The 16,402-nt window shown below is 56.5% G+C and carries 17 protein-coding genes; 5 read left to right on the forward strand and 12 right to left on the reverse strand.

The annotated features are described in order from the left end of the window. Positions 1–6: 6 nt before the first annotated feature. The 5 genes from AVCG78_RS07240 to AVCG78_RS07260 form a co-directional block, all read right to left on the reverse strand. The gene (locus AVCG78_RS07240) at positions 7–645 is read right to left on the reverse strand and encodes a LysE family translocator (RefSeq protein WP_071206260.1); all 639 of its coding nucleotides are present in this window, start codon (positions 643–645) and stop codon (positions 7–9) included. 68 nt (positions 646–713) lie between these two features. Then, on the reverse strand, positions 714–1,379 hold the full coding sequence (locus AVCG78_RS07245) for an alpha/beta hydrolase (RefSeq protein ID WP_174089672.1): 666 nt from the start codon (positions 1,377–1,379) through the stop codon (positions 714–716). A 92-nt stretch (positions 1,380–1,471) separates the two neighbouring features. After that, complete coding sequence (locus AVCG78_RS07250; RefSeq protein WP_071206256.1) at positions 1,472–2,395, reverse strand: DMT family transporter; 924 nt, start codon at positions 2,393–2,395, stop codon at positions 1,472–1,474. Between the two features lie 92 nt (positions 2,396–2,487). Continuing rightward, complete coding sequence (locus tag AVCG78_RS07255; RefSeq protein WP_071206254.1) at positions 2,488–3,159, reverse strand: DsbA family oxidoreductase; 672 nt, start codon at positions 3,157–3,159, stop codon at positions 2,488–2,490. Positions 3,160–3,234: 75 nt separating this feature from the next. Continuing rightward, entirely contained in the window at positions 3,235–5,055 is a 1,821-nt protein-coding gene (locus AVCG78_RS07260; RefSeq protein WP_071206252.1) for an extracellular solute-binding protein, read from the reverse strand. 72 nt (positions 5,056–5,127) lie between these two features. Here AVCG78_RS07260 and AVCG78_RS07265 point away from each other — a divergent pair, with 72 nt between their 5' ends. Beyond that, positions 5,128–5,280, forward strand: a complete 153-nt coding sequence (locus AVCG78_RS07265) for a hypothetical protein (protein ID WP_156582715.1) — start codon at positions 5,128–5,130, stop codon at positions 5,278–5,280. Between the two features lie 125 nt (positions 5,281–5,405). Then, complete coding sequence (locus AVCG78_RS07270; RefSeq protein WP_015916110.1) at positions 5,406–6,041, forward strand: invasion associated locus B family protein; 636 nt, start codon at positions 5,406–5,408, stop codon at positions 6,039–6,041. An 81-nt stretch (positions 6,042–6,122) separates the two neighbouring features. On the opposite strand, the gene hspQ is transcribed toward AVCG78_RS07270, so the two are convergent. The 3 genes from hspQ to AVCG78_RS07285 form a co-directional block, all read right to left on the reverse strand. Further along, on the reverse strand, positions 6,123–6,452 hold the full coding sequence (hspQ, locus tag AVCG78_RS07275) for a heat shock protein HspQ (RefSeq protein ID WP_041697996.1): 330 nt from the start codon (positions 6,450–6,452) through the stop codon (positions 6,123–6,125). 188 nt (positions 6,453–6,640) lie between these two features. Continuing rightward, positions 6,641–8,050, reverse strand: coding sequence for a type I glutamate--ammonia ligase (gene glnA / locus AVCG78_RS07280; RefSeq protein WP_071205311.1), 1,410 nt, complete (start codon positions 8,048–8,050; stop codon positions 6,641–6,643). Positions 8,051–8,111: 61 nt separating this feature from the next. Beyond that, positions 8,112–8,450, reverse strand: coding sequence for a P-II family nitrogen regulator (locus tag AVCG78_RS07285; protein ID WP_015916113.1), 339 nt, complete (start codon positions 8,448–8,450; stop codon positions 8,112–8,114). Between the two features lie 336 nt (positions 8,451–8,786). On the opposite strand from AVCG78_RS07285, the gene AVCG78_RS07290 reads away from it, so the two are divergent. After that, complete coding sequence (locus AVCG78_RS07290) at positions 8,787–10,268, forward strand: bifunctional ADP-dependent NAD(P)H-hydrate dehydratase/NAD(P)H-hydrate epimerase (RefSeq protein ID WP_071585200.1); 1,482 nt, start codon at positions 8,787–8,789, stop codon at positions 10,266–10,268. Here the strand turns inward: AVCG78_RS07290 and AVCG78_RS07295 are convergent. From AVCG78_RS07295 to uvrA, 3 genes are read right to left on the reverse strand one after another with little or no spacing between them, the layout of a single operon-like run. Then, the gene (locus AVCG78_RS07295) at positions 10,265–10,849 is read right to left on the reverse strand and encodes a GNAT family N-acetyltransferase (protein WP_234796168.1); all 585 of its coding nucleotides are present in this window, start codon (positions 10,847–10,849) and stop codon (positions 10,265–10,267) included. The genes AVCG78_RS07290 and AVCG78_RS07295 overlap by 4 nt on opposite strands. Then, positions 10,812–11,615: a DUF72 domain-containing protein gene (locus AVCG78_RS07300; RefSeq protein WP_071205308.1), complete on the reverse strand. Its 804-nt coding sequence runs from the start codon at positions 11,613–11,615 to the stop codon at positions 10,812–10,814. Before AVCG78_RS07300 ends, AVCG78_RS07295 begins: the two co-directional genes overlap by 38 nt. Before the next feature lie 21 nt (positions 11,616–11,636). Continuing rightward, positions 11,637–14,558 (reverse strand): excinuclease ABC subunit UvrA, encoded by a 2,922-nt coding sequence (gene uvrA / locus AVCG78_RS07305; RefSeq protein WP_071585201.1) that lies wholly within the window; start codon positions 14,556–14,558, stop codon positions 11,637–11,639. 279 nt (positions 14,559–14,837) lie between these two features. On the opposite strand from uvrA, the gene AVCG78_RS07310 reads away from it, so the two are divergent. Together AVCG78_RS07310 and AVCG78_RS07315 are read left to right on the forward strand one after the other, a co-directional pair. Next, positions 14,838–15,368, forward strand: coding sequence for a single-stranded DNA-binding protein (locus tag AVCG78_RS07310; protein ID WP_015916118.1), 531 nt, complete (start codon positions 14,838–14,840; stop codon positions 15,366–15,368). A 42-nt stretch (positions 15,369–15,410) separates the two neighbouring features. Beyond that, entirely contained in the window at positions 15,411–15,665 is a 255-nt protein-coding gene (locus AVCG78_RS07315) for an RDD family protein (protein WP_071205306.1), read from the forward strand. A gap of 75 nt (positions 15,666–15,740) precedes the next feature. Here the strand turns inward: AVCG78_RS07315 and AVCG78_RS07320 are convergent, their stop codons facing one another. Continuing rightward, on the reverse strand, positions 15,741–16,370 hold the full coding sequence (locus tag AVCG78_RS07320; protein ID WP_015916119.1) for a MarC family protein: 630 nt from the start codon (positions 16,368–16,370) through the stop codon (positions 15,741–15,743). Positions 16,371–16,402: the final 32 nt, after the last annotated feature.

Below are 16,402 nucleotides of genomic sequence, written 5' to 3' on the forward strand. Positions count from 1 at the left end.
CTGGCGTCAGGCGGCTGCCTTGCGCCAACCGGCGGCAACCAGGCCAGCGCCGATCATCAGTGAACCACCGGTTCTGTTGACCCAGCGCTGCACATTAGGCTTGCGGATTGATTTGCGTGCCATTGACGCCATGATGGCATAGGTGGCGGCGTTCAATGTGGCGAGCACCAGGAAGGTTGCTTCGAAAATCACCATCTGCAAGGCCAGCGGTTCGGCAGTGTTCAGGAATTGGGGCAGGAAGGCCACGAAAAACAGGATGCTTTTCGGGTTGAGCGCGGTCACGGCATAGGTGTGCAGGAAGATTCTCAGAGGCTTTTCAGCGGAGAGCTGGCTGCCGTCCTCGGCCTCCTGTCTTGTCATGACCGGTGCCCGCCAAAGCTTGATGCCGAGATAGATTAGATAGGCAGCGCCAATGTATTTCAGCAGTGTGAAGACCATCGCCGAGGTGGCCAGAAGCGCGCCGAGCCCCAGCATGGAGGCGGTCATGGCGGTAAAATCACCCAGCGCCACCCCCGCTACCGTTGCCTTGGCCACAGAGCGCCCATGTCCAAGCGCATAGGAAATCACCAGAACGATGGTTGGCCCTGGAATGGCGAGAACGACCGCGGCAGTGGCAACAAATGCAAGCCAGATTTGAAATGTCATGAAACTCTCCTGAAACAGTTTTCAGTGAGCAATCCATGAAAAAAGGCAGATGGCAAGTCGCCTTGACGCTATCTCAACCGCTCGGCAAGAAAACGGGCTGCCCGTTTATGGGCTTGTTTCGCGAGAGGTGTTTCTGGTTTCAGAAAAAAGTCATGTCCGCCACCGTCAAAGATCGAGAGCTCAGTTGCCATTCCAAGGAATTTGGCCTGCTCTGATAATGTCTTTGCCATCGAGACAGGGAACACACGGTCCTCGCTCCCCCAGACGATTAGGAGGGGAGGAGCCGTGCGAACGGATTGAGAATAACCAGCGGGAAAGCCACCGTCCACGAGCACCAGGGCATTGGCATCTTGCCGGTTTACCGTTGCGGTGATGGCGATTTGCGCGCCCAGCGAAATTCCGAGAACGCCGATTTTCCGGTCCTCTGGAGATTGTCTCTTGAGAAACAGTAGAACATCCCGGACAGCAGCGCTCCATCGGGCCATGTGGCTTGTGTAATATTGGATGCGGCCTGCCGCACCCTTCGCATGGCCAATGGCAGTCAAATCTGCGTCTGAAACGGCATGAACCAGATAGGCATCAAGCCCTGCCTTATCGAGACTTTGAGCAAGATCGTCATAGGCTGCTGATCGGAAGCCTTTGCTACCGCTCAGGATGATAACGGCTGGGCGCTTCTGAGGTGCGCGCCTCTCGAATGCCTCTATTGCGATATCGCCCTGCGTCGTCTTGACCATTGCCGTTTGACGGGCGTTTGCCCGTGACGGGGTGCAAGAGATGAAAGCCAGACACAATATCGTCGTGGCCAACAAACGACAGCAATGCAGCATCACTCCTCCTCCACCGCCAGGCTGGCCTGCGGGCCGGAGGCGACGGCGGGTGGGAGGGGGACGCCCTTGGTTCTTTCCCGCATCAGGGTAATCAGGCCGGAGCCGATGATCAGGGTGATGCCGACCAGCATGGGTAGATCGACATGGTCGCCGAAGATCAGGTAGCCAAACAGAATGGCCCAGAGCATCTGGCTATATTGTGCAGGTCCCAGCACGGCCGCAGGCGCAAAGCGGGTTGCGAGCATCATCAGCACAGTGGCAAGGGCAGCAAACAGGCCGTAGCTGAGCAAGAGCAGCCAGTCCGTTCCTTGCGGCCAGGAGAAAGCGGGCAGCATGGCGATGCCGGAAATGATGATGGTGCCGAAGGCGCCAGCACCGTAAAGCGATGTGGATTTTTCACGCGGGCCGATGGCGCGGTAGACGACGATGGAAATCGCCCCACCCAACCCGCCGATGACAGCACCGAGATGGCCGATCGACAATTCCCTGAAACCCGGACGCAGCACCACTAGCACGCCGATAAAACCGATGATGACGGCGCTCCAGCGACGGATGCCGACCTGTTCCTTGAGGAACACCACCGACATGATGGTGACGAAGCAGGGCAAAAGGAAAATCAGACAGAAGGCCTCGGCCATCGACAGATGCGTGAAGGCTGTCACCGCCCCAATGGCACTGGTGCCTGACGCGACGAAGCGCAGCAGCCAGAGCTTCAGGTTTGAGGTCCTGAACACATCCGTCAGCGAATCGCCGCGCTTCAGCAGAAAGGGCAGGGCAACCAGACCGAACAGCGATCCGAAGAAGGCTGATTCGAACGGACTGATTCGTCCATCAACGAGTTTGACCGATGCATCGCTGATGGCGAAGGCGGCAAAGGCCGCAAAAGCGAGCGCAAGGCCGCGAGGTGTCGTATCGGAGGTCACGAGCAGGTCGTCCTGGAGTTTGGCCGGGGAAAACCTTCATCAGGTTTCCACCGGCAGGGGCCTCTCGTGAGTATGGCCGATATTGCGTTGCGTCAATTCAGTTTCGACTGTTCGACTGCCTTTTCAGCGGCGATGTCGCGCAGGGCATTGGCCAGAACGTCAGTCGGCTGGGCGCCACTCACGGCATATTTCTGGTCGATGATGAAGAAAGGCACGCCATTGACCCCCATTTTCTGGGCGGCGTCGATTTCATCGATCACCATGTCCTTATCGGCATCGCCTGCCAGCAGGGCCTGCATCACCTTTCGGTCCAGCCCAGCCTCCTGTACAATATCCAGCAGGACAGCATGGTCGCCGAGATTGCGGCCATCCTCGAAAAATGCCTTGAACAGGCCTGAGACCACAGCACCCTGCGCTTCACGGCTTTCCAGTCCTGCCCAATGGATCAGCCGATGCGCGTCCAGCGTATTCGGACCGATCTTGATGGCTTCGAAATTGAAGGCAATACCAACCTCGCGGCCAAGCTCAGCCAATTGCTGATGGCCGCGCTCGAGGTTTTCCTTGCCGCCAAATTTTTTGGCCAGTTCGGCCTGCTGATCAACGCCTTCGGGCGGATAGTCCGGATTGAGCCGGTAGGGGCGCCAGTTGACGTCGATGCTGACCGTGTCCTGCACCTCGGCAATGGCCAGATCCAGCCGGGCCTTGCCCAGATAGCACCACGGGCAGACGACATCGGACACGAGATCGATGGTAATGCGTTGCATGAAAGGGTCTCCATCGGTATGCGGCAGCGATGACACGCCGCAGATCCGTGCGCAGTCAGCGCACGGTAGTTGAATTCATTGCGCCCTGGCATCCCACCAGGTGGGGAGTTGATAGCCCAGCATCGGTACCTGGTCAGGCCTTGCAATGCGCTTCCAGCGCGCCAGCCATTGTTCGCCATTATAATAGAGCGGCACCACGTAATGCCCGGCCACCAGCAGGCGATCCAGGGCCCGCACGCTGGCCTGATAGTCCTCGAGGCTTCTGGCATTGACCATCGTGTTCAGCACCCGGTCGATATCCGGATTGGCAACACCGGCATAATTGAAACTGCTTTGCCGATCCCGGGCAGCAGAACCCCAGCGGTTGAATTGTTCGATACCGGGAGCCAGCGTCGAAGGATAGGCCATGACGACCATGTCATAATCGAAACTGTTGGAGCGCGCCTGATATTGCGCGTCATCCACCGTCCGGATGGTCATGCCGATGCCGATCAGCCTTAGGGTGCGCTGATAGGCAAGCGCCATTTTCTCCTGGCCGGCATTCTGGGTCATGACCTCGAAGGACAGTGGCTTGCCCTGGGCATCGACCATTTTTCCATCATTGATCGAATATCCAGCCTGGCTGAGCAACGCGACGGCCTGGCGCAGAATATTACGGTCGGCGCCCGAACCATCGGAAATCGGCAATGTATAGGTGCCCGCCAGGATTTCCGGGGCAATCGTGTTGCGCGCATTGCCAAGGATTGCCAGTTCGCGGTCGTCGGCGGCATGGCCAAAGGCGCCGAGCGGCGAATTCTGCCAGTAACTCTGGATTCGCTTGAACGCATTGCCGTAGATGTTTTTGTTGACCCACTCGAAGTCGAAGGCGAGCGTCAGCGCCTCGCGCACCTTCACATCGGCAAAGATCGGGCGGCGGGTGTTGAACACGAATCCCAGCATGCCCGTCGGTTTTTGCGGGGTAAAGGTCTCGCGCACAACATCGCCATTCACGGCTGCGGGGAAATTATAAGCCCGCAGCCAATGGGCCGAATCACCATCAGGGTAAAGATCGATCTCACCCTTCTTGAAGGCTTCGAACAGGGTGCTGTCCTGCAAAAAATAGGTTACGCTGACTTCGTCGTAATTATCGAAACCCACCTTCGAGGGAAGATCCTTGCCCCAATAATTCGGGTCGCGCTGATAGGTAATCCGCTCGCCGGGGCGGATATCCTTGATCTTATAGGGGCCGGAGCCAACAGGTACATTCAGCGACGACTGTTCGAAAAGGTCCGGGTCGATGGCATGCTTCGGCAGGATCGGTGTTGCATAGGCCAGAAGCAGCGGAATTTCCCGGTCGGCCTTGTCGTTGAAGGTGAAGCGGACACTATGCTCGCCAACCTTTTCCATCTTGGCGACGCCATTCAACCGCTTGTCGAAAGGCGCACGGCCTTTCTGCTGGAGGATCTGGAGCGTGAAAATCACGTCATCCGGCGTCACGGGCTGGCCATCGTGCCAGCGGGCCTTGGGGTTGAGGTTGAACTGGATGAAGCTGCGGGCATCATCCCACTCCACGCTCTGCGCCAGAAGACCGTAGAGCGTGTAGGGTTCGCCGGCCGAGCGCGTCATCAGCGTTTCGTAAAACAGGTTGCCGTAGTCAGGGTCCCAGATGCCGCGCGCCGTTGTGCGCATGCCCTTGATGACAAAGGGGTTGAAGCTGTCGAACGTGCCAACCACGCCGTAGGAAATCCGGCCACCCTTTTTCACGTCAGGGTTGACGTAAGGCAGGTGCTTGTAATCGGCGGGCAGGGCGGGCTTGCCATACATGGATATGGCATTGACGGGCTCGGCCAAGGTAGCCGATGCGGCAAACACGCCGCAGAACGGCAGGACCAGCAGGGTCGACAAAAGACGCCGCAAACCATTTCCTCTCGAGATCAGTATTTTAAATTTCGCGGCAAATTATCACGAACTGCCGGAAAGCCAACCGCTATGGCACAATTCCTGCCATGGAAGCGCCATGTAAGTGACTGGGCGGAATTGTCCAGTAAAACAAATGGCGCGCGCGCTCAATCGTTCCACAAATTGGATGCATCTCTGCCAAACACCAAAGAAGCACTGGATATTCGCAGCGATGCGCTGTAACAGGATCACCACACACATCGGGTCATCTATTTGCCTCATTTAAAACCCAGGGGATGAACGAATAGGCCGATCTAATCGGGTGAGAACTTCGGTTCGACAAAAGTTTTCAGGAGACGGATCTCGTTATGACGTTTACAGCAGCCAAAACCGCGCGTGCGGCACTCTCCGCTCTCGTTCTCTCCACTGGCTTTGCTGGCGCATCTTTTGCCCAGCAGCAGCCCGCTGGCGATGCCGGCTTGCCGCCGCAGGGTTGGTTCAAGACCTGCGCCAAGCAGGAAGACAACGATATCTGCACGGTGCAGAACATTCAGGTCGCGCAGAACCGCCAGATGATTATCGCCGTGGCGATCATCTCCATCGAAGGCAAGATGAACCGCAAGCTGATGCAGGTTTCCGTGCCTTCTGCACGGCTCGTCCCTCCGGGCGTCGTTTTGCAGATCGACGGCGGCAAGGGCCAGAAGATCGATTACGCCGTCTGCTTCCCGGACCGTTGCACAGCTGAAATTCCGCTGACGGACGCGATGATTGCCAGCCTGAAGAAGGGCCATGACGTGGTGTTCACGTCGATGAACTTCCGCCGCGTTCCAAACCCGATCAAGATTTCGCTTGATGGCTTTACCGGTTCCTACGATGGCCCGGCTATCACCCAGTCCCAGGCGCAGGAGCGCCAGCGTCTGCTGGAAGAAGCCATGCAGAAGAAGAACGAAGAGTCGCAGAAGGCCCTGGAAGACGCCCAGAAGGCTGCCAAGGAAACAAAATAATCGGTTATTCCTTTGCTTCATTGAAAAAAAGCCCCGGTCGTTAAACCGGGGCTTTTTTTATAGGATATAATTATCAGCTGATCAGTGAGCCAAATTCATCCGCGGCTTGTAATGACCGGCCTGCTCTTCCACGAAGATCTGATTGATATGCGGATTGCGCAGCGGTTCGCCGCTTTCGTCTGTCTCCAGATTTTGTTCGGAGACGTAGGCGACGTATTCCGTCTCGGCATTTTCAGCCAACAGGTGATAGAAGGGCTGATCCTTGCTGGGCCGCAATTCTGCGGGGATCGCGTTCCACCATTCTTCCGTATTGGCGAATTCCGGATCGACGTCGAAAACGACGCCGCGAAACGGAAATACCTTGTGACGAACAATGTCACCGATTCCAAACTTTGCGTTGCGTTGTTTCATGGCTTTGTTTCCTTTCGTCAAATATTTGGGAAACGGGACAACGAACATCAAGGGCCTCGACATGGTTTTGTCACAAAACGGCTGAGGCATGGCCGCCCGGTTTAACGAGATGTGCAATTGCAAAAAATACCAATGATACTGCAATAAAAAAGCCGGCAGGGTTGCTGCCGGCTTTGGTGTCGATCGGATCAAACCGAGTAGTACATGTCGTATTCCACCGGATGAGGTGTCATGTCGTAACGCATGACTTCCTGCATCTTGATGTCGATGAAGGCGTCGATCTGGTCGTCGTCGAAGACGCCGCCCGCGGTCAGGAACTTGCGGTCCTTGTCGAGGCTTTCCAGCGCTTCGCGCAACGAGGCGCAAACCGTCGGGATCTTCTTCAATTCCTTCGGCGGCAGGTCGTAGAGATCCTTGTCCATGGCCTTGCCAGGATGGATCTTGTTCTTGATACCATCGAGACCAGCCATCAGCATGGCGGCAAAACCGAGATAGGGGTTGGCGGTCGGGTCAGGGAAGCGGACTTCGACGCGCTTTGCCTTCGGGTTGGAGCCGAACGGGATTCGGCAGGAGGCGGAACGGTTGCGGGCGGAATAGGCCAGCAGAACCGGTGCTTCATAGCCAGGCACCAGGCGCTTGTAGGAATTGGTCGAGGGGTTGGTGAAGGCATTCAGTGCCTTGGCATGCTTGATGATGCCGCCGATGTAATAGAGGCAGCTTTCCGACAGACCGGCATATTCGTCACCGGCGAAGGTCGGCTTGCCATCTTTCCAGATCGACTGATGCACATGCATGCCCGAGCCGTTGTCGCCAAAGATCGGCTTCGGCATGAAGGTTGCAGTCTTGCCATAGGCATTGGCAACCTGATGCACGACATATTTGTAGATCTGCATCTTGTCGGCATTGCGCACCAGCGTGTCGAACTTGATGCCAAGCTCGTGCTGGGCCGCAGCCACTTCATGGTGATGCTTTTCGACGACAACGCCCATTTCCGACAGCACTGTCAGCATTTCCGAGCGCATGTCCTGGCAGCTGTCGATTGGCGGAACCGGGAAATAACCGCCCTTGACACGCGGACGGTGTCCGAGATTGCCGGTTTCATAATCGGTATCGTCGTTGGACGGCAATTCGGTGGAATCGAGCTTGAAGCCGGTATTGTAAGGATCGGCCTTGTATTTCACGTCATCGAAAATGAAGAATTCGGCTTCCGGGCCAAAAAATGCCGTGTCGCCGATGCCGGAGGCCTTGAGATAGGCTTCCGCCTTCTTGGCCGTGCCGCGCGGATCGCGGTTATAGGCTTCACCGGAGACCGGATCGAGAATATCGCAGAAAATGACCATGGTCGACTGGGCGAAGAACGGGTCCATATGCACCGTTTCCACGTCTGGCATCAGCACCATGTCGGATTCGTTGATCGCCTTCCAGCCTGCGATGGAGGAGCCGTCGAACATGACGCCATCGGCGAACATGTCTTCATCGACACAGACGATGTCCATGGTGACGTGCTGCAACTTGCCCTTGGGGTCGGTGAACCTGAGATCGACAAATTTTACGTCGTTGTCTTTGATTTGTTTAAGAATATCCTGTGCGGTCGTCATTAGGTTTGTTCCTCGATTTGATGACGATTATAAGACCCGACCTCCCTCAGCCGGGCCGCATTCAAATGGCGTCGACGCCGGTTTCGCCGGTTCTGATCCGGACGACTTCCTCGACGTTGGAAACGAAAATCTTTCCATCGCCAATACGCCCCGTTTGCGCGGCATTGCGGATCGCGTCGATGACTGCCTCGACGTTTTCATCGGCTAGCACGACTTCAACCTTCACTTTAGGCAGGAAGTCGACCACGTATTCGGCGCCGCGATACAGCTCCGTATGGCCCTTTTGCCGCCCAAATCCCTTGGCTTCCGTGACCGTTATGCCTTGCAATCCTACTTCCTGAAGGGCTTCCTTCACTTCGTCCAGCTTGAAAGGCTTTATGATCGCTTCGATCTTTTTCATGAGAAAATTTCTCTCCGCTTCCCTCATTGATGCAGGTAACACCTGTTTGCCCTGCGTTGATGCACTTACCGTGCCAATTTGGTCCGCGAATTGCGAAAAAAACAGAAAATCACCCGCATTGCCGAAACAGTTTTGCCTAAACCCGGGCAAAACACCAGAGCTAAGTGCCTATTTTTTGTGAGAATTAGTCAGATTGAATTTTTTGCTGATTTTATGAATTGCGCAGATTTTTTGCATAAATTCATGCTATTTCGATAGGCATATGCACAATAAATATCCAATATTAATTTCCTCAACGCCATTGCCGTTTGGTTCGGCTTTCGATTTGATATTTGCATGATGCAAACATCTTTTCATCACCTGATTTCTCCCTCTTCCATGGCGCTGGTGGACCGTGATGCGGCCAACTCGGGCATTGATAGTTATGGCCTGATGCTCAAGGCCGGTTCTGCCGTTGCGGCGGCGGCACTCCGGCTTTTCCCCCAGGCGCTGAGGGTGGCGGTGCTGTGTGGGCCGGGAAACAATGGCGGTGACGGCTATGTTGCGGCTGAAGCGCTGCGTCAATCCGGGGTTTTGGTGCAGGTCTTTTACCTGGGCGAGCCGGAAAAGTTGAATGGAGATGCTGCTCTCGCGTTTGCGGATTATCGGGGCAAGACCGAACCGCTGTCGCTTTATGATCCCCAGGAGGGGGATCTGGTGGTAGACGCTTTGTTCGGAGCAGGCCTGGCGCGCGACTTGCCTTTGCCGGTGACAGAACTGATCGAGCGGGTCAATCGGGTCGGTATTGCCGTTGTCGCGGTCGATCTGCCTTCCGGTGTCGATGGCCGCACGGGCCAGCCCCGCCCGGTGGCGTTTCAGGCAGCCCATACGGTGACATTCATGGCAAGAAAGCCGGGACATGTGCTGCTACCGGGACGTTCGCTCTGCGGCACGGTGGAGATCTACGATATCGGCATCCCTTGTCGCACCATTGAACAACATCGAGGAGACGTTGCCGTCAATCATCCTGATTTATGGGCGCATCTCCTGCCAAGGATCTCCGGCGCTAGCCATAAATTCACCCGAGGCCATCTCACGGTGTTTTCCGGGCGCACCAGTGCGACAGGTGCCGCGCGGCTCTCCGCCATGGCAGGATTGAAGGCCGGGGCCGGGCTGGTAACGCTGGCCTCACCGGCCAGTGCCGTTCTTGTCAATGCCACGCAGACCACTGCCGTGATGGTGAAGGCCATCGATGATCTTGATGACCTTGAGGACTATCTGACTGACCAACGGATGAGCGCCTTCGTGCTCGGACCCGGATTTGGGATTGGCGAAAAGGCGCGGGAATTCACCCTTTCGCTGTCCAAACGCAGGCTGGTTCTCGATGCCGACGGTATTTCTTCTTTTAGGGATCAACCAGACGAGCTTTTCGACGCATTTTCCGGCAATGAAACCCGCCTTGTTCTGACGCCGCATGAGGGCGAGTTTGCTCGCCTGTTTGCCGACATTGCCGGTGACAAGACGCTGGGCAAAGTCGAGAAAGCTCAGGCCGCTGCCAGAAAAGCCAATGCAGCGGTGGTCTACAAAGGAGCAGACACAGTGATTGCCGCTCCCGATGGCCGAGCGCTGATTAACGAAAATGCGCCGCCTTGGCTTGCCACAGCCGGTTCCGGCGATGTGTTGGCCGGGATCATCGGCGGACTACTAGCGCAAGGCGTTCCGGCCTTTGAGGCGGCAGCGTCAGGTGTCTGGCTCCATGCAGAAACGGGCGCAAGGCTCGGCGAGGGATTGACAGCAGAGGATCTGGCTGCGGCTGTGCGGCCCTTTCGCCAAGGCTAAAACATCAGCATCATGGCGACACGGCGAAGTGGATTGAGGCCCTTCGCCACTTCTGCGGCAAGAATCTCTTTCAGCCGGGCGGGACAGGCGTCCCCCTCAATGGCTTGAAACCCAAAAGAAGAATAAAAGGGCGCGTTGAAAGGCGCGAAACGGTCCGTCGTCAGCGTCGCACCCACGAGATGTCTGGTCCGTCCTTCAGTGAGCAGAACGTTTATGAGCCGCCGCCCAATTCCTTGTCGCTGCCATTCAGGATGAACATCCACTTCTCCTATGTGCAGCCATCCCTCGCTGATATAGCCCCCAGCATATCCGACCGGACTCTCCGTTCCATCGAAAGCCGCCAGAAGCAGACCGGCATCGAGATACACTTGCAATTCCTTGTCGCTGCTTGCAGCAGGGTCGCCTGTTACGGCCCCAGCAGCCCGAAGGGTTTCGAACGAAGCCAATTCCACATTTCGCAAATTGCAAAAATGGTGAGCCGTAGCGGGACCGACATGGATCGTATCAAGAGCGTCACTGACTGGTGTCTTCGTCATGAGACCTTCAGTTCGATAGCGCTTTCTGAAGCAATTGCGCGCCATTGGGCGCATTGATCTTGCCGCCCGTGATGAAAAACGCAAACACATCGCGTGGCTTTTTATCCACTATCCGTTGCGGCGCGATCAGCGGCAAATCCTGCGGCACCCCGCCTTCGGCATAGGCGGAAAACCGCTTTGCCCAGTCCTTCACCTGGGTTTCAGGGTAGCAGGTCTTGACCTCATCCATTCCCTTTTGCAGCCGGGCATAGACGAAATCCGCGGTGACATCGGCAAACATCGGATAATCGTGGTGATCAGCACAGACTGCGGCCACACCGTGACGCTCCAGCATGGTGATGAAATCAGGTGTCTGGAACGAGGGATGGCGTGGCTCGACCACATGCCGCAGCGTCAAACCATTGAGGGTTTTCGGCAGGAGCGACAGAAACCCTTCGAAATCCTCAGGTTCGAACTTTTTCGTTGCCATGAATTGCCAGAGAATTGGGCCAAGGTGGCTGCCAAGTTCGGCAATACCCTGGTTCAGGAATTTCTCGATAGATGGACCGGCCTCCGCCAATATCTTGCGATTGGTGCAATAACGACTGGCTTTCAGCGAAAAGACGAAATCGTCAGGCACGTCCGAAGCCCATTTGGCAAAAGTCTCCGGCTTTTGGCTGGAATAATAGGTGCCGTTGACCTCAATAGCCGTTAGCTGGCGACTGGCGTGTTCCAGCTGCCGTTTCTTCGGCAGCTTTTCAGGATAGAACGTGCCTTCCCAAGGCTCGAAAGTCCAGCCGCCGATGCCGGTGCGGATTGTGCCTGCGGTCATCTGCCCACTCCTTGTTGATCGCTATTCTGCGGCTTGCGGCTTCTTCATCGGACGGCGCTCCAGCAACTCCCTGAGGAAGTGGCCGGTATAGGAAGCCTCTACTTTGACGATCTCTTCCGGCGTGCCTTGGGCAACGATCTGGCCGCCGCCATCGCCACCTTCGGGGCCGAAATCGATGATGTGATCGGCTGTCTTGATGACCTCGAGATTGTGCTCGATGACCACGACGGAGTTGCCCTGATCGACCAGTTCCTGAAGCATTTCCAAGAGTTTGGCAACGTCATGGAAATGCAGGCCGGTGGTCGGCTCGTCTAGAATATACAGGGTGCGGCCCGTCGATTTCTTTGATAGCTCCTTGGCAAGCTTGATTCGCTGGGCTTCGCCGCCCGACAGCGTATTGGCCTGTTGCCCTACCTTGATGTAGCCGAGGCCGACATCGAACAGCGCTTGAAGCTTGTCGCGCACCGCAGGCACAGCCGAGAAGAATTCCACACCTTCCTCGACCGTCATGTCCAGGACGTCAGCAATCGACTTTGTCTTAAAGGTCACATCAAGCGTTTCGCGATTATAGCGCTTGCCGTGGCAGACGTCGCAAGTGACATAGACATCCGGCAGGAAGTGCATTTCAATCTTGATGACGCCATCGCCCTGGCAGGCTTCACAACGTCCGCCCTTGACGTTGAAGGAAAAGCGGCCGGGCTGATAACCGCGCGCCTTGGCCTCTGGAAGTCCAGAAAACCAGTCTCGGATTGGCGTAAATGCGCCGGTATAGGTGGCGGGATTGGAGCGCGGCGTGCGACCAATCGGCGACTGGTCAATATCGATCACCTTATCGATGAATTCGAAACCATCGATCCGGTCGTGATCGGCGGGGTTCTCGCGCGCGCCCATCACCCGTCGTGCTGCGGCCTTATATAATGTCTCGATCAGGAAGGTCGATTTTCCGCCACCGGAAACGCCAGTAACGGCGGTAAACACACCAAGTGGAATGGCCGCCGTGACATTCTTCAGATTGTTGCCCCGTGCGCCGATCACCTTGATCTGCTGACCTTTTTTCGGCTTGCGCCGCGCCGGCGGCACTTTAACGCCAAGCTCGCCGGTCAGATACTTGCCGGTCAGCGATTTGCTGTTGGCCATGATATCCTGCGGACTGCCCTTGGCAATCACCTGGCCGCCATGAATGCCTGCCGCAGGACCGATATCGACCACATAATCGGCGGCCAGAATGGCATCCTCATCATGCTCGACGACGATCACCGTATTACCGATATCGCGCAGATGCTTCAGCGTATCGAGAAGGCGGGCATTATCGCGCTGGTGCAGGCCAATCGATGGCTCATCCAGCACATAAAGCACGCCGGTCAGGCCTGAGCCGATCTGCGAGGCAAGCCGGATGCGCTGGCTTTCACCGCCAGACAGGGTGCCGGAATTGCGCGACAGGCTGAGATAGTCCAGCCCGACATCGTTGAGGAAGCTCAAGCGTTCGCGGATTTCCTTGAGAATACGAACGGCAATTTCATTCTGCTTGTCGGTCAGCAGACCAGGCAGGGTCTCGAACCAGCCACCGGCAACCCGGATCGACATTTCCGTCACCTGGCCGATATGCAGGCCGTTGATTTTCACCGCCAGCGCTTCCGGCTTCAGCCTGAAACCCTTGCAGGCCGGGCAGGGCGCGGCGGACATGTAGCGCTCGATTTCTTCGCGCGCCCAGGCACTATCGGTTTCCTTCCAGCGCCGCTCCAGGTTCGGGACGATGCCTTCGAAGGTTTTCGTCGCGCTATAGGAGCGTGCGCCGTCGGCGTAGTGAAACTCGATCTTTTCTTCCGTGCCGTGCAGGATGGATTTCTGCGCCTCGGCACTCAAATCCGACCATTTGCTGGTCAGCTTGAAGCCAAAAGCTTTGCCGAGACCTTCAAGGGTCTGATCGTAATAAGGAGAGCTGGATTTTGCCCAGGGCGCAATCGCGCCGTCTTTCAGCCGCTTGTCGGCTTCGGGAATGATCAGCGCTTCATCGATCTTCTGCTGGAAACCAAGCCCGTCACAGGTCGGGCAGGCGCCGAATGGATTGTTGAAGGAAAACAGCCGGGGCTCGATTTCCGGAATGGTAAAGCCGGAGACCGGGCAGGCAAATTTTTCCGAAAACAACACCCGCTCATGGGTCTCATTCAACGACTTGTTGGCGGAACCGCCAGCCGAGGTTTCATTGGCCGGCAACGGATTGTCGGCAAATTCGGCGACCGCCAACCCGTCGGCAAGGCGAAGGCAGGTTTCCAGGCTGTCGGCTAGCCGCGAGGCCATGTCGGCCCGCACCACGACGCGGTCAACGACAATGTCGATATCATGCTTGTATTTCTTGTCGAGGGTTGGCGCCTCGGCGATTTCGTAGAATTGGCCATCGATCTTGACGCGCTGGAAGCCCTTCTTCATCAGCTCGGCGAGTTCTTTCTTATACTCGCCCTTGCGACCCCGGATCAGCGGCGCAAGAATATAAAGCCGGGTCCCTTCCTCAAAGGCCAGAACACGGTCAACCATCTGGCTAACGGTCTGGCTCTCGATCGGCAGGCCGGTGGCTGGCGAATAGGGCACGCCAACGCGGGCAAACAGCAGGCGCATGTAGTCGTAGATTTCGGTGACAGTGCCGACCGTCGAGCGCGGATTGCGCGAGGTGGTCTTTTGCTCGATGGAGATTGCAGGCGACAGGCCTTCGATCAGGTCCACATCGGGCTTCTGCATCATCTCCAGGAATTGCCGGGCATAGGCCGACAAGCTTTCGACGTAGCGGCGCTGGCCCTCGGCATAGATCGTATCGAAGGCCAGCGACGACTTTCCCGAGCCGGAAAGGCCGGTCATCACGATCAGGCTGTTGCGCGGCAGGTCAAGGTCGATGCCCTTGAGATTGTGCTCGCGCGCACCACGGATGGAAATCGTCTTCAATTCGCTCATAACAAAACTCGGTTTGGGAGAGAGCCGCAGGCAGGAATGCCGCTCCTTATTTAGTCACTGCTGCCGTCCTGTCGAGACGGGTACGTCGATTCTGCGTTGGATTCCGATAGAGTTGACTGCATCATACAAATTTATTAGAACAAAGAAAGAACATTTTTTGGTTTAGATTCTTCGCTGTGGATTACAGGTGATCTGCCTGCCCTTAATCGACAGGGATAGGATAAGGTTAAAATTGATTGGATTTGTAAGCCGCCCCATGGTGGCAGCGAGGTGAGTATCATGGCTGGAAGCGTCAACAAGGTTATATTGATCGGCAATCTGGGAGCTGACCCGGAAATTCGCCGTACCCAGGACGGTAAGCCGATTGCCAACCTGCGCATCGCCACGTCCGAATCCTGGCGCGACCGTAATTCCGGCGAGCGCAAAGAAAAGACTGAATGGCATAGCGTGGTGATCTTCAACGAAGGTCTCTGCAAGGTGGCCGAACAATATCTGAAGAAGGGCGCAACTGTTTATATCGAGGGCCAGCTTCAGACCCGTAAATGGCAGGACCAGAACGGCAATGACCGTTACTCGACGGAAATCGTCCTCCAGGGCTTCAATTCGACCCTGACCATGCTTGGCGGTCGTGGCGATGGGGCAGGCGGCGGTGCTGCCCGTGGCGGCAGCGATTTCGGCGGAGGGGGCGGTGGCTACGACGACTACGGCTCGGCCCCGGCCCGCAGCGGCGGTGCGTCGTCCGGCGGTCGCGGTGCCAGTGCGCCGTCGGGCGGATTCTCGCGCGATATGGATGACGATATTCCGTTCTGATCGGCAGGATCAGCAAAATTTTTGATGTGATCGGAGGGGTCTATGCCTGAAGATGAAACCAAAAGCAGACCGTCTCAATGGCGGATTATTCTTGCTTTCATACTCGATCTGTTCAGTTCATTTTTCGTCTTGGGTTATATCGTCGGTTATCTGAGCGGTGGTTTGACGCCAGACGGTTTTCAGTTGAACGGCTTACCCGCCTTCATCATGTTTGCTTTGGTTGTCGCCTATTTTGTCGTGTTCAATCGATTTCTGGGCGGTACGATCTGGAAACGGATATTGCGGGCGAACTATTAGAAAATGTCCGTCCTAAACCGCCTGGGAAGGTTTCGGTTTTGCAATGGCGATGCCTTCATCGCCATTGCATGGGCATCAAAGGTGAAATGCCGATTTGATGCCGTCAACGACGAATTGAACGGATAGGGCGGCCAGGATGACGCCGAGCAGGCGAGTTAGGATGGCCCGGCCTGTCACACCTAAAAACCGGTCGAGGCGGTCGGCGATCACCAGGGCCAGCAGTACGACACCAATGCACAGTCCGATGACCAGGATCAGTTCCGTGCGCTCTACCGGGCCGGGCAAGGCGCCAGCCAGCAGAATGGTGGCGGAAATGGCGCCAGGGCCAGCGATAAGCGGCAAAGCCAGCGGGAAAACGGCGATATTGTGCATATGATCGCGGGTAATCGCGTCTTCCGAGGTCTTTTCCTTACGCTCCTGGCGTTTTTCGAAGATCATCTCGAAAGCGATGGCAAATAGCATCAATCCGCCTGCGATACGGAATGCGCCGATGGAGATGCCAAGTGCTTCGAGAATGCTGGCGCCGAAAACAGCAAAGACCGCCAGGATGCCAAAGGCGATGGCCGCGCCACGCAAGGCCACTTGTTTGCGTTGCTGCCGGGTCATGCCGCGTGTCAGGCCAAGAAACAGCGGTGCCAGGCCCGGCGGGTCCAGCGTCACCAACAGGGTGGTGAAGGCATTGAGGAGAAGTTCGACATTGGTCATGGATGTTCTCCTGTTTCGGTTTGGATAAAGGC

Origin of the sequence: Gillisella vitis, from assembly GCF_021559775.1 — a bacterium.
Taxonomy (GTDB): Bacteria; Pseudomonadota; Alphaproteobacteria; order Rhizobiales; family Rhizobiaceae; genus Allorhizobium; species Allorhizobium ampelinum.